General features: G+C 67.6%; 17 protein-coding genes. 7 read left to right on the forward strand and 10 right to left on the reverse strand.

Features of this window, described 5'->3' with window-relative positions:
* Position 1: 1 nt before the first annotated feature.
* The 8 genes from L3V85_RS24370 to L3V85_RS24405 all read right to left on the reverse strand — a co-directional run bounded on the left by L3V85_RS24370 (position 2) and on the right by L3V85_RS24405 (position 7,735).
* Positions 2–706 (reverse strand): ABC transporter ATP-binding protein, encoded by a 705-nt coding sequence (locus L3V85_RS24370; protein WP_237675253.1) that lies wholly within the window; start codon positions 704–706, stop codon positions 2–4.
* Positions 699–1,460 carry an ABC transporter ATP-binding protein gene (locus L3V85_RS24375; protein ID WP_237675254.1) on the reverse strand — a complete coding sequence of 254 codons (762 nt, stop codon included), beginning with the start codon at positions 1,458–1,460 and terminating at the stop codon, positions 699–701. The genes L3V85_RS24370 and L3V85_RS24375 overlap by 8 nt, the downstream gene beginning before the upstream one ends.
* Complete coding sequence (locus L3V85_RS24380) at positions 1,457–2,455, reverse strand: branched-chain amino acid ABC transporter permease (RefSeq protein ID WP_237675255.1); 999 nt, start codon at positions 2,453–2,455, stop codon at positions 1,457–1,459. Before L3V85_RS24380 ends, L3V85_RS24375 begins: the two co-directional genes overlap by 4 nt.
* A complete protein-coding gene (locus L3V85_RS24385) occupies positions 2,456–3,328 on the reverse strand; it encodes a branched-chain amino acid ABC transporter permease (RefSeq protein WP_237675256.1) in 873 nt (290 codons plus the stop codon).
* 142 nt (positions 3,329–3,470) lie between these two features.
* Complete coding sequence (locus L3V85_RS24390) at positions 3,471–4,643, reverse strand: ABC transporter substrate-binding protein (protein ID WP_237675257.1); 1,173 nt, start codon at positions 4,641–4,643, stop codon at positions 3,471–3,473.
* Positions 4,644–4,809: 166 nt separating this feature from the next.
* Entirely contained in the window at positions 4,810–5,796 is a 987-nt protein-coding gene (locus L3V85_RS24395; protein ID WP_237675258.1) for a PDR/VanB family oxidoreductase, read from the reverse strand.
* Between the two features lie 41 nt (positions 5,797–5,837).
* On the reverse strand, positions 5,838–6,620 hold the full coding sequence (locus L3V85_RS24400) for a GntR family transcriptional regulator (protein WP_237675259.1): 783 nt from the start codon (positions 6,618–6,620) through the stop codon (positions 5,838–5,840).
* Positions 6,617–7,735, reverse strand: a complete 1,119-nt coding sequence (locus tag L3V85_RS24405; RefSeq protein ID WP_237675260.1) for an aromatic ring-hydroxylating dioxygenase subunit alpha — start codon at positions 7,733–7,735, stop codon at positions 6,617–6,619. Before L3V85_RS24405 ends, L3V85_RS24400 begins: the two co-directional genes overlap by 4 nt.
* A 146-nt stretch (positions 7,736–7,881) precedes the next feature.
* Between L3V85_RS24405 and L3V85_RS24410 the strand changes: the two genes are divergently transcribed.
* The 4 genes from L3V85_RS24410 to L3V85_RS24425 all read left to right on the forward strand — a co-directional run bounded on the left by L3V85_RS24410 (position 7,882) and on the right by L3V85_RS24425 (position 13,077).
* Complete coding sequence (locus tag L3V85_RS24410; protein ID WP_237675261.1) at positions 7,882–9,003, forward strand: 5-methyltetrahydropteroyltriglutamate--homocysteine S-methyltransferase; 1,122 nt, start codon at positions 7,882–7,884, stop codon at positions 9,001–9,003.
* Between the two features lie 28 nt (positions 9,004–9,031).
* The gene (locus L3V85_RS24415; RefSeq protein ID WP_237675262.1) at positions 9,032–9,706 is read left to right on the forward strand and encodes a glutathione S-transferase family protein; all 675 of its coding nucleotides are present in this window, start codon (positions 9,032–9,034) and stop codon (positions 9,704–9,706) included.
* A 25-nt stretch (positions 9,707–9,731) separates the two neighbouring features.
* Positions 9,732–11,114, forward strand: a complete 1,383-nt coding sequence (locus L3V85_RS24420) for a phospholipase D-like domain-containing protein (RefSeq protein ID WP_237675263.1) — start codon at positions 9,732–9,734, stop codon at positions 11,112–11,114.
* A 340-nt stretch (positions 11,115–11,454) separates the two neighbouring features.
* Positions 11,455–13,077 carry an Ig-like domain-containing protein gene (locus tag L3V85_RS24425; protein ID WP_237675264.1) on the forward strand — a complete coding sequence of 541 codons (1,623 nt, stop codon included), beginning with the start codon at positions 11,455–11,457 and terminating at the stop codon, positions 13,075–13,077.
* Here the strand turns inward: L3V85_RS24425 and L3V85_RS24430 are convergent.
* On the reverse strand, positions 13,058–14,191 hold the full coding sequence (locus L3V85_RS24430) for an ROK family protein (RefSeq protein ID WP_237675265.1): 1,134 nt from the start codon (positions 14,189–14,191) through the stop codon (positions 13,058–13,060). The two genes, L3V85_RS24425 and L3V85_RS24430, sit on opposite strands and share 20 nt — an antisense overlap.
* Positions 14,192–14,301: 110 nt before the next feature.
* Between L3V85_RS24430 and L3V85_RS24435 the strand changes: the two genes are divergently transcribed.
* The 3 genes from L3V85_RS24435 (at position 14,302) to L3V85_RS24445 (ending at position 18,286) form a co-directional block, all read left to right on the forward strand.
* Complete coding sequence (locus L3V85_RS24435; RefSeq protein ID WP_237675266.1) at positions 14,302–15,828, forward strand: glycine betaine ABC transporter substrate-binding protein; 1,527 nt, start codon at positions 14,302–14,304, stop codon at positions 15,826–15,828.
* A gap of 106 nt (positions 15,829–15,934) precedes the next feature.
* The gene (locus tag L3V85_RS24440; protein ID WP_237675267.1) at positions 15,935–16,666 is read left to right on the forward strand and encodes a hypothetical protein; all 732 of its coding nucleotides are present in this window, start codon (positions 15,935–15,937) and stop codon (positions 16,664–16,666) included.
* A gap of 150 nt (positions 16,667–16,816) precedes the next feature.
* Positions 16,817–18,286 carry a lactonase family protein gene (locus tag L3V85_RS24445; protein ID WP_237675268.1) on the forward strand — a complete coding sequence of 490 codons (1,470 nt, stop codon included), beginning with the start codon at positions 16,817–16,819 and terminating at the stop codon, positions 18,284–18,286.
* Here the strand turns inward: L3V85_RS24445 and L3V85_RS24450 are convergent.
* A complete protein-coding gene (locus L3V85_RS24450) occupies positions 18,267–18,569 on the reverse strand; it encodes a hypothetical protein (RefSeq protein ID WP_237675269.1) in 303 nt (100 codons plus the stop codon). The genes L3V85_RS24445 and L3V85_RS24450 overlap by 20 nt on opposite strands.
* Positions 18,570–18,947: the final 378 nt, after the last annotated feature.

Raw genomic sequence — 18,947 nt, forward strand, 5'->3', positions numbered from 1 at the left:
TTCAGCGCGCGACGCCCAGCAGCCGGTCGAGCACCTGCGGCTGGGCGCGCAACGCCGCCGCCGAGTCGGTGTGCACGATGGTGCCGTGGTCGAGCACCACCGCCTCGTCGGAAATCGCGAGGATCGCCTGCGGATGCTGCTCCACGATGATCGCGGCCAGCCCCTCGTCCTGCGTGATGCGGCGGATGGCGCGCAGCAGCTCTTCCACGATGATGGGCGCGAGCCCCTCGAGCGGCTCGTCGAGCAGCAGCAATTTGGGGTTGAGCACCAGCGCGCGGCCCACGGCCAGCATCTGCTGCTCGCCGCCCGACAGCTGCGTGCCCAGGTTGGTCTTGCGTTCCGCCAGGCGCGGGAACATCTCGTAGACCCGCTGCGAATTCCACTTGCCGGGCCGCTCCACGGCCGTGAGGTTCTCGTGCACCGTGAGCGACTTGAAGATGTTGCGCTCCTGCGGCACCCAGCCGATGCCGGCCGCCGCGCGCTGGTGCGGCGCCAGCTTGTGCAGCGCCTGCCCGCCCAGCGCGATGCTGCCGCCGTGCTGGCGCGTCGCGCCCGCGAGCGTGTTGATCAGCGTGGTCTTGCCGGTGCCGTTGCGGCCCAGCAGCGCCAGCGTCTGGCCCTCGCCGAGCGTGAAGGCCACGTCGTGCAGCACCACGGCCTCGCCGTAGCCGGCGCTCAGGTTTTCTATTCGCAGCAGCTCAGACATGGGCGGCCTCTCCGTGGCCCAGATAGACCTCTTTCACCTTGGGATCGTTGGCGATGGTTTCGGGGTCGCCCTCGGTCAGCAGCGTGCCGTTGACCAGCACGGTCATGCGGTCTGCAAAGCTGAACACCAGGTCCATGTCGTGTTCGATCAGCAGCACCGACACGTCGGCCGGCAGCGCGGCCACGGTCTGCAGCAGCTCTTCGCGCTCGCCGGCGGGCACGCCCGCCACCGGCTCGTCGAGCAGCAGCACGCGCGGCTCGCAGGCCAGGGCGATCGCGATTTCCAGCAGCCTGCGCTTGCCGTAGGCCAGGTGCTTGACCTGCTGGCGGGCCACGTCGCTCAGGTGGAACTGCTCGAGCAGTTGCGCCGCGCGCTCGGTGATCGCCTTGCTGGCGCCGAGCGGGCGCCACCACTGCGCGCCCGCGCCCTGGTGCTGCGACACCACCAGCGCCAGCGTCTCCAGCGGCGTCATCGAGTCGAACAGCTGATTGATCTGGAAGGTGCGCACCAGGCCGCGCGCCACGCGCTTGTGCGGCGCGAGCTTCGTGATGTCTTCGCCCAGCAGCGTGATGCGGCCTTCGGTCGGCGTGAGCACGCCCGTCAGCTGGTTGATGAGCGTGGTCTTGCCCGCGCCGTTGGGGCCGATCAGCGCATGGCGGGCGCCGCGCTTGAGCTCCATCGTCACGTTGTTGGTGGCGGTGATGCCGCCGAAGCGCATCACCAGGCCGTGGGTGGAAAGCACGGTGTCGCTCATGCCGCACCGCCCTTCTTCTTGCCGGCGCCGAACCATGTCCACGGCTTGAGCAGGCGGTCGCGCCCCACCAGCACCAGCAGCACCAGGATCAGGCCGATCCAGAACATCCAGTACTGCGGCGTCACGGCCGACAGCCAGGTCTGCAGCAACTTGAAGACGATGGCACCGGCAACGCCGCCGTAGAGCCAGCCCACGCCGCCGATGACCAGCATCAGCAGCACGTCGGCCGAGCGGTCGAAGGCCAGCACGTCGAGCGAGGCGAAGCCGGTGGTCTGCGCCAGCAGCGCGCCCGCCGCGCCGGCAACGCCGGCCGCGATGGTGTAGACCGTGACGAGGCGCGGCACCACCGGGATGCCGATGGCCATCGCGCGCAGCCGGTTGTCGCGGATCGCCTTCAGCGTGGCGCCGAACGGCGAATGCACCAGCCGGCGCATCAGCAGGAACAGCACCAGCATCACTGCCAGCGAATACCAGGCGGCCGTGCGGCCGTACAGGTCGAAGTCGAACATGCCGAGCACCGGGCCCATCACCACGCCCTGCAGGCCGTCGGCGCCGCCGGTCAGCCAGTCGAGCTTGTTGGCGAGTTCGAGCAGCAGCAGCGCCGTGCCCAGGGTGACCATCAGCCGCGTGAGGTCGCTGCCGCGCAGGATGGTCACGCTGGCCACCAGACCCAGCAGCGCCGACAGCACGACGGCGACCGCCAGACCCACGGTCGGGTCGGGCATCACCAGCTTGGCGAACAGCGCCGCCGCATACGCGCCGAAGCCGAAGAAGGCCGCATGGCCCAGCGACACGATGCCGGTGTAGCCCAGGATCAGGTCGAGCGACATCGCGAACAGCGCGACGATGGCGATCTCGTTGACCAGCAGCGAGTGCGAAGGCATCACGAGCGGCAGCGCGAAAGCCGCGGCCCAGACGACGAACTCGAGCGGATGCCAGCGCGCCTTGCGCAGGAGGGCCGACTGGAAATCGGCCGCGGAAGAAGGAGCGCTCATTCAGCGGCCTCCCTTGCGGGTGAACAGGCCCTGGGGCCGCCACATCAGGATCAGGATCATCAGCAGGTAGACGGTGAACGCGCCCATCTTCGGAATGAAGTACTTGCCCGCCACGTCGGCGATGCCGAGCAGCAGCGCGGCCGCCAGCGGCCCGGTGATCGACGAGGTGCCGCCGACCGAGACCACGATCAGGAAATAGATCATGTACTTGAGCGGGAAGGTCGGGTCGAGCCCGAGGATCTCCGCGCCCAGCGCGCCGCCCAGCCCCGCGAGACCGGAGCCCACGGCAAAGGTCAGCAGGAACACGATGTTCACGTTGATGCCCAGGCCCGCTGCCACGCGCGGGTCGTCGACCGCCGCGCGCAGGCGGCTGCCGAAGCGGGTCTTCGAGAGAATGAGCTGCAGCACCACCGTCAGCACCGCGCACACGCCGATGATGAACAGGCGGTAGTGCCCCATGCCCAGCATGAATGCGCCGTCGCCGATCTCGGTGCGCCCGCGCAGCCATTCGGGCAACTGCACGTTCTGCTGCGACGAGCCCACGAAGTAGTCGATGGCGGCCACCGCCATGAAGGCCAGGCCGATGGAAAAGAGCACCTGGTCCAGGTGCGGCTTGCCGTACATCGGCCGGTAGAGCGTGCGCTCCAGCAAGGCCCCGGCCAGTGCGACGACGATGAACGCCAGCGGCAGGCAGGCCAGGAACGGCAAGCCCAGCTTCTGCATGGCGAACACCGTGAGATACCCGCCGGCCATGGCGAAAGCGCCGTGCGCGAGGTTGATGAAGTTCATCAGCCCGAGCGTCACGGCCAGGCCCACGGCCAGCACGAAGAGCAGCATGCCGTAGGCGATGCCGTCGAAAAGAATGGTCAACATGTCAGCTACTCAAACACTGGCCGCGCCTCGCGGTCTCTTCGGGAAACACCGAGGAACCGGCTTCGCCGGGCCTCAGGTGTTGCCCCCGGTAGGGGGAAGGCGAAGCGACACGAAGTGCGCGCAGCCTGGGGGCGAGCTCTTTTTATTTTGCCTTGCCCGGATCCTTGACGCTCTTGATGACGTCGAACTCGACGTTGTAGAGTTGGCCGTCCTTCTTCTCGACCTTGCGCAGGTACACGTCCTGCACGATGTCGCGCGTCTGCGCGTCGATCAGCACCTGGCCGCGCGGGCTCTCGAAGACCTGGCCCTTCATGGCCGCCAGCAGCGCTTCGCCGCCGCCCTGGCCCTTGGTGGTCTTGAGCGCTTCGTAGATCACGCGCATGCCGTCATAGCCGCCCACGGCCATGAAGTTGGGGCGCATCTTCGGGTTGGCCTTCTCGAAGGCCTCGACGAACTTCTTGTTCATTGCCGACGGGTGCGCGGCCGAGTAGTGGTGCGAGGTGACCACGCCCAGCGCGCCGTCGCCCATGTCGTTGAGTTGATCGTCGTCCGTCACGTCGCCGGTGGCGATCATCTTGATGCCGGCCTTGTCCATGCCGCGCTCCAGGAACTGCTTCATGACGGCCGCGCCCGCGCCCGAGGGCACGAAGACGAACAGCGCGTCGGGCTTGGCGTCGCGCACCTTCTGCAGGAACGGGGCGAAGTCGGGGTTGCGCAGCGGCACGCGCAGCTTCTCGATCACCTTGCCGCCGTTGAGGACGAAGCGCTCGCTGAAGAACTTCTCTGCGTCGTTGCCGGGGCCGTAGTCGGCCACCAGCGTGACGACCGTCTTCACGCCGTTCTTGGGCGCCCAGTCGCCCATGGCCACCGACACCTGCGGCAGCGTGAAGCTCGAACGGATGATGTAGGGCGATGCCTCGGTGATGCTCGACGTGGCGGCGGCCATCACGACTTCGGGCGTCTTCGACTGGGTGGCGATGGGCGCCACCGCGAGTGCCAGGGGCGTCAGGCCGAAGCCGGCCAGCACGTTGACCTTGTCGTTCACCACCAGTTCCTGCGCCAGGCGCTTGGTGACGTCGGGCAGGCCGGTGTCGTCCTTGACGATCAGCTCGACCTTCTTGCCGGCCACGGTGTCGCCGTTCTGGGCCATGTACAGGCGGGCGGCGGCTTCGATCTGGCGGCCGGTGGAGGCCGACTGGCCCGTCATCGGCAGGATCAGGCCGATCTTGAACTTGTTGTCCTGGGCACTGGCCAGCGACATTGAAAGCGCGAGCGCCGACAGGGCTGCGGTCTGGATGAGATGGCGTCTTTGCATGTTTTTTCCTTCAGGGACGGAACTCGAAACCGGGGCTATTTTCAACACTTTGCAACAAACGGCGGAGCAGGCAATCACCTACCCCGCCCCGTTCGCGTGCCTTTGTTGCGCGATCAACAAATGAACTGCGCGATCATCGCGCAAGGCGGCCGTCGTCTCGGACGATTCAGCTGTCGGCGCGATAGGCGGAGTCGAGCGTGAGCGTACCCACCGCGCGTGACACGCAGGCGCAGATGCGCGTGGCCGCTGCTTTTTCGTGCTCGCTGAGGAACACGTCGCGGTGGTCGACCTCGCCGTCGACGGCAATCACGTCCATGGCGCACAGGCCGCACTCGCCGCGCTTGCAGTCCCACAGCGTCTGCACGCCGGCGGCGTCCAGCGCCTCCAGCAGCGTGCAGTCGGCAGGCACCGTGATGGCGAGGTCGTGGCGCGGAATGCGCACCTGGAACGCCTGCGTGGCCAGCCGGCCGCTGCTGCCGAAGGTCTCGAAGCGCAGGTCCTCGATGGGACGGCCCGCCGCATGCCAGGCGCGCTTGAGCGCCTCGAGCATCGGCACCGGGCCGCAGGTGTAGAGCTGCCCGCCGGGCGGCAGCGCGGCGATGGCGGCGGCGAAGTCGATGGGCGCCGAGCCTTCATGCGCCTCCACGTGCTCGCCCAGCGCTTCGCGCAGATGCGCGAGGTAGCCGAATTCGTCGGCATTGCGCGCGCCGTAGAGCATCTTCACCGGCACGCTGGCGCGCCTGGCGTGCTCGCCCAGCCGCTGCGCCATCAGCACCAGCGGCGTGATGCCGGTGCCGCCCGCCACCAGCAGGTAGCCGGGCGCGGACATGTCGAGCGCAAAGTGGTTTTGCGGCGCGCTGACCTGCAGCCGGTCGCCCTCGACCAGCCGCCACATCGCGAGCGATCCGCCACGGCCGTCGTCCAGCCGCTTGACGGCGATGCGCCAGCAGCGGCCGTCGCCCTCGCCGACCAGCGAGTAGGAGCGGGTCTGCAGCTTGCCCTGCGCCGTCATCACCTGCACCTGCAGATGGGCGCCGGGTTCATAGGCGCCGGCGAAGCCGTCGTCGGGGCGCAGTTCGAACTCGCGCACGGTGGGCGTCACGTCGCGCAGCGCGACGACCTGCGCCTGCATCCATTGAAGATCGCTTTTCATCGGGGAACAACACCAACAGGAAAGAAGGGGAAGGAAAGGAATCAGCCGCGCCGGCGAATGAGCTGCACGCCCGGCAGCGGACGCTGCTCGGCGGTTGGCGTGCCGTGCAGCGCCTCGCGCAGGTTGCGACGCGCGATGCGGCTGTGCTCACGCATCAGCGCCTCGGCGCGCGAGCCTTCGCCGGACTCGATGGCGTCGAGCACCTGGACGTGCTGGTCCTGCGCGATCACCAGCATGTCGCGCGCGGCGGGCGAATTGGCCTGCACGATGACGAAGCCCGAGGGCGACGCGAACGGCAGGTTGACCACCCGCTCCAGCTGCTGCGCAATGACCGGGCTGCCCGCCATTTCGCACAGCAGCGCATGGAAGCGCTCGTTGTGCGTCACGTAGCGCGAGAAGGCGGCGTCGTCCAGCGCCGGCTCGCGCAGCAGTTCGTCGATGCGCTGCAGGCAGGCGCGCGCTTCGCGCAGCACCACGGGCGCCGCGCCGCGCTCGGCCGCGAGCCGGGCCACCAGGCCTTCGAGCGTGCCGCGCAGCTCGATGGCGTCGGCCACGTCGCGCTCGGAAAAAGTGCGCACCGCATAGCCGCCGTTGGGCAGCGCTTCGAGCAGGCCCTCCTGCTCGAGCCGCATCAGCGCCGTGCGCACCGGCGTGCGCGACACGCCGAGCTGCTCGGAGATGGCCACTTCGGCAATGCGCGCGCCGCCGGGCAGATCGCCCGCCAGGATCATCTCGCGCAGCCGCAACTGCGCCTTCACGGCCTGCGAGCTGCCGCTGTCGGCTGGCTGTTGTTCCGCGGCGGAAGAAACCACGGCGGCCCTCATGCGGCCTGCTTCTCGCCCGGCTGCTCGGCGGGACGGATCGAGATGGCCGCGCGCGCGGGCTTTTCCTTCTCGATCATGCGGTCGATGAGCTTGCGCGCCCACATCGAACCGGCGTCGATGTTGAGGTTGTAGAACTTGTGGTCGGGGTGCTCGTCCATGGCTTTCTGCTGCGCCTCGAGCACCAGCTCGTCTTCGCGGAAGATGCCCGAGACGCCCTCGCGCAGCTCGTGCGTGAGGCGCTGCTCGCCCAGGCAGTAGTTGCGCGAGAAGGCCCAGAAGTACAGGCAGGTCTTGTCGGTCTCGGGCGTGATGGTGTTGAGCACGTAGCCGTTGACGCCCTTGCTGCGGTCGCCGGGGTTGCCGTTCTTCGGCACCGCGCCGCTGCCGGCCTCGGCCACGCCGACGTCGATGTTCACCGTGCACGGGCCCTCGAAACGGATGATCTGCCAGCGGTCGACCTTGCCCGTGTAGCCGCGCGCATGGCGGATCTGGCCGCCCCAGAAGGGCGGCGGGTCGATGCTCTCCATCCAGCGCGTGACGGTGGCCGAGCGGTCGCCGTGCGTGGCGACGAAAGGCGCCTCGGCCACCTCGCGGTTGCCGATGGACGAGCCGTGCACGAAGGTCTCGTGCGTCAGGTCCATGAGGTTGTCGACCACCAGGCGGTAGTCGCAATTGACGCGGATCATCTTGCCGTCGCCGGCCCAGGCCGGGTCGTCGTTCCAGTGCATGTCGGGCACCAGCGCCGGGTCGGCCTTGGCCGGGTCGCCGGGCCAGATCCAGACGAAGCGGTGCTTCTCGACCACCGGAAAGCTGCGCACGCAGGCCGACGGGTTGAGCGTTTCCTGGCTCGGCATGTGGGTGCAGCGGCCCTGGCTGTTGTAGACGAGGCCGTGGTAGCCGCACACCAGTTCGTCGCCTTCGAGGCGGCCCAGCGACAGCGGCATCAGGCGGTGCCAGCAGGCGTCTTCGAGCACGGCCACCTGGCCGTCGGTGCGACGGTACAGCACCACTTTCTGGTTGCAGATGGTGCGCGGCAGCAGCGCATGACGCACTTCGACGTCGTAGGCGGCGGCATACCAAGCGTTGAGTGGAAAGGCGGTCGTGGGCGTTTTCATGAATACTCAATGTATACAGAAACACGGAAATTTCCAGCAATTTTGGGCATTTATAGGGAAAACACCGAGATATCTGTATACAGCAATCGGCATTTCGATAGCGATACGATGTCCGGCCAGTTCCCCTCATCACGACGGAGTCATCCATGTCACAGCACGCCGCCCTGCCCGCCCGCTTCGACCACGTGGGCAGTTTCCTGCGCCCCAAATACCTGCTCGAAGCGCGCGAGCAGAAGGCCAAGGGCGAGATCACGCCCGAACAGCTTCGCCTGGTCGAAGACAAGGCCATCGCCGAGATCGTCAAGTTCCAGGAAGACATCGGCCTGAAGAGCATCACCGACGGCGAATTCCGCCGCACCTATTTCCACATCGACTTCCTCGACCAGCTCGGTGGCGTGAAGACCGACATCCCGGTCACCATCCGCAAGCCCGACGGCACCGAGGAACTCGCGCCGCCCGCGATGCGCGTGATCGACAAGGTCCGCCACGTCAAGGACATCCAGCTTGCCGACTTCCAGTACCTCAGGAGCCAGGTGTCGGCGGGCAACACGCCCAAGGTGACGATCCCTTCGCCCACCATGCTGCACTTCCGCGGCGGCCGCGCCGGCATCAGCAAGGACGCCTACCCCGAGCTCGACCCGGCGTTCTACGACGACGTGGCCAAGGCCTATGGCGACGAACTGCGCTCGCTGGCCGCCGCCGGCTGCACCTACGTGCAGATGGACGACACCAACCTCGCCTACCTGTGCGACGAGCACATGCGCGAAGCCGCCCGCAAGCGCGGCGACGACCCGAACGAGCTGCCGCACCGCTACGCCGCCTTCATCAACAAGGTGGTCGCGCAGAAGCCGCCGGGCATGCTGCTGGCCATGCACCTGTGCCGCGGCAACTTCAAGAGCACGCACGCCGCCGCCGGCAACTACGAGCCCGTGGCCGAGGCGCTGCTCAAGGAGATGGACCTGGACGCCTACTTCATGGAGTACGACGACGCGCGCTCGGGCGACTTCAAGCCGCTGCGCTACCTGCCCAAGGGCAAGACGGTGGTGCTCGGCCTGGTGACCACCAAGTTCGGCGAGATGGAAGACAAGGACGAACTCAAGCGCCGCATCGAGGACGCCGCCAAGTACGCCTCGCTCGACCAGCTCGCGCTGTCGCCGCAGTGCGGCTTCTCCAGCACCGTGCACGGCAACAACATCGCGGTGGAAGCGCAGCGCAACAAGCTGCGCCTGGTGATCGAGACCGCGCAGGAAGTCTGGGGCTCGACCTGACGCACCGTTTCTGTTGAAGTCGGGGGCCATGACGACTCACATCTACTCCGGCCCCCTCAGCATGTTCGGCGCCAAGGTCGAGATCGCGGCGCGCGAAAAAGGCATCGCCTTCGAACTGGTCATGGTGCCGTTCATCGAAGGCGACGCCTACGAGCCCAAGCACCCCGAGGTGCTGCGCGTGAACCCGGTCAAGCAGCAGGTGCCGGTGCTGGTCGACGACATCGACGGCGGGGTCTCGCTCTTCGACTCGACCCAGATCTTCGAGTACCTCGAAGACCGCTACCCGGCTCCCGCGCTGTGGCCCGAAGGCATTGCCGACCGGGCCCGCGCGCGGCAGCTGGAGCAGAAGTCCGACGAGGTCTTCTTCCCCAACGTCATCAAACTCTTCGGCCTGCAGGATGCGATGCAGAGCGCGCCCGCCGTCGCGGCCTGCGCCGCATGCGCGCGCTACTACGACGAGATGGAAGGCCTGCTGGCCACGCGCGAATACCTCGCGGGGCCCTACGGCTTCGCCGACATCGCCTTCTACATGGCCTGCGTGTTCGCCGACCGCAAGGGCGCGGGCATGAGCGCCGCCACGCCGCGCCTGCTGGCATGGCGCACCCGCGTGGGCGAGCGGCCCGCGGTGCGCGCGGTGGTCGACCCGATGATGCAGTTCCTCGCCTCGCAAGGGCGCGGCGTACCGGCCTTCCTGCAACGCTGATTCCGCGCTGACGCATCATTGCGCCATGCCGCACAACACCCGCTTCGACTGGCTGCCCTCTCCTTCGCAGCATTTTCTCGTCGTGACGTTCGCGCTGCTGGTCTATGTGCTGACCACGCGCGCGCGCCGCGAGCAGCGCGCCCCCACCACGGCCATCGCCTGGGTCATGGGGCTGGTGCTGATGCCCTATTTCATCCTGCCGATGTACCTGCTGTTCGGCCAGCGCAAGCTGCGCCCGGCGGGCTCGCCCCGGCCGCCGCGCTCGGTGCCGCCGGGCCACTGGGCCGCCGACCTGATCGAGAGCTTCGGCCTGGCGCCGCCGGGCCGCTCGGCCATTCGCATGCATGCCGACGGCGAGGCCGCGCGCGAAGCGCTCTGGCAGGTGATCGACGGCGCGCAGGAGCGCATCGACGTGTGCACCTTCATCATCGGCGACGACGCGCTCGGCCACGCCGTGATCGAGCGGCTGGCCAGGCGCGCGCGCGACGGCGTCAAGGTGCGCGTGCTGCTCGACGGCTTCGGCGCGCTGTCGCTGCCGCGCCATCACTTCGACCGGCTGCGCGCGGCGGGCGGCGAGGTGGCGGTGTTCCGCCCCTTCTTCAGCCTGCGCCGCATCGGCCCGCGCAACCTGCGCAACCACCGCAAGTTCACCATCGCGGACGACGGCTGGCTCTGGTCGGGCGGGCGCAACCTCGCGGGCGAGTACTTCACCGGCAACGAAAAGCACCCCGAGGCCTGGCGCGACCTGTCCTTCGACCTGCGCGGCAGCGTGGCCGCGGCGGCGGCGCGCCAGTTCGACCACGACTGGAGTTCGGTGCGCCCGCGCAAGGCCCGCGCGATCACCGCCGACGACGTGCCCGAAGGCCCCGGCACCGCCATGGCCCAGTTCCTGCCGAGCGGCCCCGACCAGACCGAGGACACCGCGCATGCCCTGCTGATCGACGCCTGCTTCCGCGCCGAGCACCGCGTGCTGGCGATCACGCCCTACTTCGTGCCCGGTGACGGCCTGCGCGACGCGCTGCGTCTGGCCGCGCGGCGCGGCGTGCAGGTGACCATCGCGATGCCCGCGCAGTCGAACCACCGGCTGGCCGACTTCGTGCGCGCCCGCGCCATGCGCGACCTGGCCCGCGCGGGCGTGAGCTTTCGCATGCTGCCCTTCATGGCGCACGCCAAGGCGGTGGTGGTCGACGACGAACTGGCGATGTGCGGCTCCATCAACCTCGACCTGCGCAGCCTGCTGCTGAACCACGAGGCGGCGGTGGTGTTCTACGGCGCCGAAGAAATCGAATGGCTGGCCGAATGGATCGAGACCACCGCCTCGGCCGGCGAGCCCTACCGCGCGCGCAGGCCCGGGCTGATGCGCGACGTGGCCGAAGGGCTGCTGCTCACGGTAGCCTTTCAGCTGTAATCTTGGGTGCATAAATGCAACAAAATTGCAACAATCAGAACGTGAGCACTAAAATACCCACCGGTTTCGGTAGTTGACAGGCTTGCCTGGCCCCTGATTTCCCAGTCATCGGTCGGTCTCGAACGGATTCCCGCAACCCTCCGCCTTGCGGAGAAGCCCGCCCGGGACGCCGCCGCACGGCGACCCGAAGCGCCGTCCGTTCGAGTTCCGTGCCCCGGCCACCCGGGGAAATCCGATGCGAGCCTTCTTCTCGCCGCGCGCATTTGCGAATCTCGCGAAACTGGTTCTTTCGCTGCCAGTTCTCATCGCGCTTTTCGGAATGACGCCTGCTTTGGCCGCCATGGACGAAGTCGGCCGCGCCGCCCCCAGCACCCATCGCCTGAAGTTCTTCGTCGACCCCGAGCTGGCCGCCGACATCGGCGCCGCCGAGGCAGGGCGTCGGCTCGCCCAGTACGTGGCCGACGTCAACACCGTCTTCACCCGCGAGACGGTGCGCAGCTTCGTCTTCGACCCCGCCACCGACCTGCAGCTGGTGGCGCCCACGGCCGCGCCTGCGTGCAGCTACAACGGCCTCGTGAACGGCGAGGTGGTGGTCTGCGTCACCAAGTCGACCCGCGGCTACAGCCACGGCGGCCTGTCGACCAGCTGGACCTTTCCGCAGAAGGGCGTGACCTGGAACCTCAACTGGATCGCCATCCACGACCCGCTGCGCCTGTCGCGCGCCATCACGCCCGCGGCGCCTGAATCCACAGAGAAGGACTACCTCGGCCGCCAGCTCAAGACCCTGCTGCACGAGCTGGAGCATGTGTTCGGCGCCGGCGCGGGCGAGTACTACAACGGCATCGCCGTGGCCGACACCACCGGCATCGCGCCCATCACCGACCTCGCGCTGTCGAACGACACCGACCGCTACTGGTGGACCCGCCAGAGCTGGCGGCTCGACCCGCTGCTGGGCACCGTCTTCGAGCAGCGCCGCGACCCCGCCGCCAACCGCGTCGCGACGCTGGACATGATCCGCTTCACCGCCGGCACCAAGGCCAACATCGACACCGACTGGACCGACTGGCCCAAGCTCGGCAGTTCGAAGTTCATGGCCGCCACCACCGCCACCCAGGTGCGCGTGACCGACCGCGACAGCGGCGCGGCGCTGCCGGGCGCGCAGGTCACGGTGTGGCGCAACCCCGGCGGCCAGAAGCCGCTGGTGCTGCTGGTGACGGGCGTGGCCGATGCGTCGGGCCGCTTCCAGTTCGATTGGGAATGCGGCTTCAGCTGCTTCGCGGTCGGCAAGTCGACGCTGCTGGTCAAGGCCAATGCGCCGGGCCGCGCGCCGGGCGCGAGCTGGTTTACCATCTTCGACGCCTTCGAGCAGAAAGCGGTGCAGGGCCAGCCGATGTTCACCATCGACCTGGCGCTGGGCAACGCGGACACCACGCCGCCGACCGTCTCGGTGTCGGCGCCGGCCACCGCCACGGTGGGCCAGCCCACCACCATCGCGCCGGCTGTGGTCGACAACGTGGGCGTCTTCGGCGTGAAGGTGCTGGGCCGCGACAGCATTCCGATCTGCACCTTCACCGCCCCGCCCTACACCTGCATCTGGACACCGACGAGCCCCGGCGTGCAGACGATCCGCGTGGTCGGCGTGGACGCGGCGGGCAACTCGGCGAGCGCGTCGGCCAACGTGATCGTGAATCCGCCGGAAGGCAGCACGCCGCCCGCGGTGGCCATGTCGGTGCCGCCCACCGCCTCGGCGAAGGCGCCGGTGCCGCTGGCGGCCAACGCGTCGAGCAACGTGGCCGAAGTGCGCTTCGTGGTGGACGGCAAGACCGTGTGCAGGCTGCAGGCCGCGCCCTACGCCTGCAGCTGGATGCCGCCCGCGGCCGGCTACGCGAACATCGAGGCCCGCGCCACCGACGCCTGGGGCAACGTCGCCAGCGTGTCGGCGCTCACGCGCGTGACGCCTTAGCCTTTTTGGCCTTGGGCGCCAGCGCCTCCGGAATCGGCGTGTTGGTGAAGCTCACGTTGCCCAGCCCGGTGCCGATGGTCAGCACGCCCCAGTGCTTCACGTCGCGCATGAAGGGCAGCTCGCTCAGGCCCTGCACCACCGCGTCGTTGTGCATCAGCACCAGCATCGGGTCGGCGCCCAGCGTCAGCATGCGGCGCCATACCGCCGTCGGCAGGTGGAAGGCATGGCTTTCCCAGTCGCCCGGCAGATTCTGCGCGCCGCGCGCGATGGAGCCGTCGGGACGGATCAGCCCCGGACAGCCGATGCCCACGAAGGGCGCGAGCCGGATCTTCTTGCGCTCGCTGTAGCGCACCATGTCCATCAGCATGTCCGCGATGTGCTCGACCATGTTGCTGCGGTTGGGGCCTTCGTCGGCATGGCGCCATTTCTCGCGCCGCACCACCTCCGCGCGGGAGAAGTCGTGCGCCTTGCGGTAGCGCGTCTTCACGATGCCGCAGCGCACGTTGGTGCCGCCGATGTCGACCGCGAGGATCGCGTCGTACTTGCGCAGCAGCGCGGGCGGCGTGAGGTGCACCCAGCCGATCAGGCCGCCGTCGTCCACGTTGTGCGAGAGCCGCCCCATCTGCACGTGCAGGCCCAGCTCTTCCAGGATGGCGGCCGTCTGCAACACCGCGCGCTCGCCGACGTCGCTCTCGGGAAAGCCGCCGCCGATCACGATGCGCTCGACCTTCTGCCACGAGGGCTGGCGCAGGAAGCGCTGGATCACCGACGCCAGTTCTTCGGTGAACTCCTCGATCACGCCGTGCATCACGTCGCCGGCCTCGGAGGCCTTCTTCGCGCTCAGCACGCGGTCGAGTGTCTTCTTGCTCAGGTCGCGCGAGTGAAGCTCGCCGAGCGGGTCCTTGCCGTTCTTGCGGCGGCGCTTGCGCCAGCGCTCGAGCAGTTCCCTGAAAGCCGTCTGGCTCGCCTGGTCGCCGACGAAGCCGTCCTTGTCGCGCAACTGGAGGCTGTAGCCCTCGACATGCACGCCGGGGAGTTCGCGCAGGCCGTGCACGTCGGTGGCGGGCAATGGGTCGGGGTGGGGAGTGTCGGGCTTCGGGGGTTTGGACTTCATGGCATCGATGGTGCGCGCGCGGCGCCCCACGGCCCATCGGTTGCGCGCACGACGGCGTGTAGGAGATTGGCGGGTACGCCAGGCCGGGCGATGTCTATAAACTGGCCGCGATGCATCTGCCCCGTTGCCTCCACCGCCTTGCCCTGCTGCTCACGCTCGCCTGGCTGGCCATGGCGCCCGCCGCGCATGCCGCGGACGACACGCTGCGCGTGGGCTCCAAGCGCTTCACCGAGTCGTACATCCTGGCCGAGCTGCTGGCGCAGACCGCCGCGCCGCACACCGCGTCGCCGCCCGTCGTGCGGCAGGGCCTGGGCAACACGGCCATCGTGTACGAGGCGCTGCGCTCGGGCGCGATCGACCTGTATGCCGAATACACCGGCACCATCGCGCAGGAAATCCTCAAGGGCTCGCCGGCGGAGTCGCGCGAGGCCATGAACGCCGCGCTCGCACCCATGGGCCTGGGCGTGGCGATTCCGCTGGGCTTCAACGACGGCTATGCGCTCGCGGTGCGCGCGGCCGATGCCGACCGGCTGGGCCTGCGCACGCTGAGCGACCTGGCGAAGCACCCTGAACTCAAGCTCGGCCTGTCCAACGAGTTCATCGGCCGCGCCGACGGCTGGAAAGGGCTGGCCGAGCGCTACGGCTTCAAGCAGACACCCACGGGCCTGGACCACGGGCTGGCCTACGACGCCATAGCGGCAAAGCAGATCGACGCGATAGACATCTACACCACCGACGCAAAGATCGACCACCTGGGCCTGCGCGTGCTGGAGGACGACAGGAAGTACTTTCCGCGCTATGACGCGGTGGTGCTCTACAAGCTCGACCTGCCCCAGCGGCTGCCCGAAGCATGGGCCGCGCTGAAGACGCTGGAAGGCAAGGTCGACGAGCACGCGATGATCGCGATGAACGCCCGCGCCGAACTGCAGAGCGTGCCCTTCGATGCGATTGCGCGCGACTTCCTCGCGGGCGCCGGGAAGGAAGCGAAGGAAGCGCGGCGCGGCTTCACGGCCAAGCTGTTCGGCCCCGACTTGTGGAAGCTCGCGCGGCAGCATCTGTTTCTGGTGGCGCTGTCGGTGGGCATCGCGATACTCATCGGCGTGCCGATCGCGATCCTGGTGTTTCCGCATGTGCGGCTGCGCGCGGTGGTGCTTGGTTTTGCGAGCCTGCTGCAGACCGTACCGTCGCTGGCGTTGCTGGCGGTGCTGATCTCGATGCTCGGCGCCATCGGCGCCCTGCCCGCGCTGATTGCGCTCACGCTGTATTCGCTGTTGCCGATCATGCGCAACACGGTGACGGGGCTGGCCGAGGTACCCAATGGTCTGCGGCTTGCGGGCACTGCTCTGGGCATGACGCCGCCGCAGAGTCTGCGGCTGGTGTTGCTGCCGCTGGCATTGCCCACGCTGCTCGCGGGCGTGCGCACCGCCACCGCGATCGCGATCGGCACGGCCACCATTGCGGCCTTCATTGGCGCCGGCGGATTCGGCGAGCGCATCGTGACGGGGTTGGCGCTCAATGACCGAGAGCTGCTTCTGGCGGGTGCGTTGCCGGCTGCGGCGTTGGCGCTGGTCAGTGAAGGGGTGTTCGAGCTGATCGAGTTTCTGATGCGACGTGGTCGAAGGGTGTCTTTGGACTAGGCATTGTTGGTTGCGTTGTTCGGGGTGCGATCATGCCGACGAGGTGCCCGTCGCTCTTTTAGGAGTGACTGGGTGAGCGACATCGTCAAGAGCTTTGGACGAAGAGATGACCAGCGACACGACACAGATTCGCGTGATACAGCACGACGACAACGACGCGTTCGAGCCAACGCTCGACCCGGCTTTCGTCTTGCTCGGCATGGTCAACGAGTACTCGGGCCGTCAGGCCATCGAAGGTGGCGACATCGTCGAACGCTTCTACGCAGACGAACGACCCGTCGCCAAACTCTTCGCGAACTACCTGCTCCAGTACGCCACAAGGCTCGGCATCGAATCGCCCGGGATATCGACGAGCCACGCCGAGACCGGCCATTCGTCCGTCGAGTCGAGGCGAATGAACGATCAGCTCAACGCCCTTTACCGATTCGAATATCCGGACGACAGGGCCGCCACGATGCCCGATGGGCAACGGCTTCGCTTTGCGCACGTGTCACTCGGCATCGACGCCTTCCCGCAGAAGCGTTCGATGCTCTACGAGCCTGAAGCGATGAACGCGCGTTTTTCTTACCTGCATGGCGTTCTCCTGCGATACGGCCGTGACGATGGCGTGATCCGCATTGCCAATGCCAGCGAGAAGGTGACGTTGGTGCAGCAGGTGCTTGCAGACCTCGACGTTCACTGGATATCGCACCGCTATTCCGTGGGCGGCGCACCCTGCTGCAACGAGGTGTCGTTCGGGCCGCGTCCGCGCCTCGTCGGCTTTCTCGACCGAGCGCGAGCGGAGCGCGCCGAGGCGTTCGCGGCGGCTGTCAGGCATGGGACGTTGGGCGAGTCGTAGGCAGCCTGCGACGACGTGCGCCGGGGCCGTCTCGTCCCCGGGGTTCCAGTGCGCACTCACACGTTTCGGTGAGTGACTCCTCGTCGCGAGGAGACTACGCTTACATAAATTCACATCCTGTTGCGCCTGTTCTCCGGCGCGCCCCATCCCATGTTCAAGCTCTTCATGCCCCGCGCCGCTGGCGCGTTTTTTTCGTCTGGGCGTTCAAGACGCATGGGCTTGAGCCTCGCGGCCGCTGTGACGCTGACGCTCCTGGCTTGTGAGGGTGGGAGTGGCGGCGGTGGTGCCATGCCTTTCGCGCCGGCCTCTGGCAACGCAAGTGCGCCCTCCGAAAGTGCGCCCTCCGAGCCGCCTCCGGGCGACACGCCGACCTACAAGGTCACGGGTTCGCTCTCGGGTCTGGCCACGGGGGAGTCGGTCACCCTGCTGGCCAATGGCCAGCCGGTGGTGATGTCGCAGAACGGGACATTCCAGGTCGCATCCGGTCTGGCCGCCGGCGCAACCTATGCGGTGACGGTCGGCACCCGGCCCCGGACTCAGGCCTGTGTCGTGACAGATGGGACTGGCGTCATTGGCGCCAGCAATGTGAGCAACGTGAGCGTGGCCTGTGCCATCAGGCCGCAATTCGCCTATGTGGCGAATAAAAGTGACAACAACATCTCGGCCTACCGCATCGACGTCGCCACCGGCGCGCTCACCGCCATTCCGGGCAGCCCGTTCGCCACAGGGACCTCTCCCGCCTCCGTCGCGGTCAACGCAGCAGGCACCTTCGCCTATGTGGCGAACTGGCACAGCAGCTCCGTCTCGGGCTACCGCATCGATGCGGACACCGGCGCGCTCACCGCCATCCCGGGCAGCCCGTTCGCCGCGGGAATCGCTCCCTACTCCGTCACGGTCAATCCAGCAGGCACCTTCGCCTATGTGGTGCACCGAAACGGCCTCATCTCGGCCTACCGCATCGACGCCACCACCGGCGCGCTCACCGCTGTCACGGGCAGCCCTTTCGCCACGGGAGCCGTTCCCGTCTCCGTCACGGTCAACCCCGCAGGCACCTTCGCCTACGTGGCGAACTCTGGCAGCAACAACGTCTCGGCCTACCGCATCGATGCCGCCACCGGCGCTCTCACCGCCATCACGGGCAGCCCGTTCCTGGCGGGAAACCAGCCCCATTCCATCACGGTCAACCCCGCAGGCACCTTCGCTTATGTGGCGAACTGGTCTAACGCCATCTCGGTCTACCGCATCGATGCCGACACCGGCGCGCTCACCGCCATCGCGGACAGCCCGTTCTTCACGATAGGCCTCCCCAATTCCATCGCAGTCAACCCCGCAGGCACATTCGCATACTTGGCAAACCAGTTCGGCTACATCTTGGCCTACCGCATCGATGCCGCCACCGGCGCGCTCGCCGCCATCACGGGTAGCCCGCTCTTGGCAGGAAACCAGCCCAATGCCATCACGGTCAATCCCACAGGCAACTTCGCCTATGCGACGGACCAAGCCGACAACACCGTCCTGGCCTACCGCATCGATGCCGCAACCGGCGCGCTCACCCCCCTAACGGGTAGCCCGTTCTCGACGGGACGAGAACCCCTCTCGATCACGGTGGCTCAGCCTTGACTCGCGAGGGCGTGAGCGTCTCAGCCGTTGCGCGCCGCGCCTTCTCATTCGACTGGAACAACTCTCCGGCCTTGCGCGCGAGGTCGGTTGCAAGCCAAAGCAGGTTGTCCAATTGCTTCGGCCCGTCGCCTCTGCACCAGTCGATGTTTTCCCCGTGGCACACCCACAGCAGGGCTTCGAGTTGAGTGAGGATGTTTTCGAGAAGATCCGCCGGGTCCTGGGCTTGGGGGTGGTCTTCGGAAGCTACCGGCGTGCGCCGCCGGGCTATAGTCTTGCCAGCCATTTTTGTGCGGTCCTTTCTGGGGTGTTGCACGAACTTGGTCAGACGGTCGGGGTGTTAGTCGCACCTCGGCCGTCGCCTTTTGATACCTCGCATTTGCATCGCTACTTTCGCACCGACAACCTGCCGCGAGGCAAGCAGCCTTCAAACATCTACGTGGTGGGTGTTGCGCCTTCCGTGTCCCCTTGTTGGGGTATCGAGTGACAGGGGCAATCACTTTAAGGAAGAGCGCTGCGCAATGGCGGTTTCGTGCAACACGAAGTCCCGACGAGCGCCAACAAATACAGCTTCCGCCCTGCGGCGCGCACACCACAGCAACGTGCCCACGTGCGCAGGGCGTCGGGTGCTTCCCGCAGCGAAATAAAGGGGGAGCCCGAAGGG

It is taken from the genome of Variovorax paradoxus (genome assembly GCF_022009635.1).
GTDB lineage: Bacteria > Pseudomonadota > Gammaproteobacteria > Burkholderiales > Burkholderiaceae_C > Variovorax.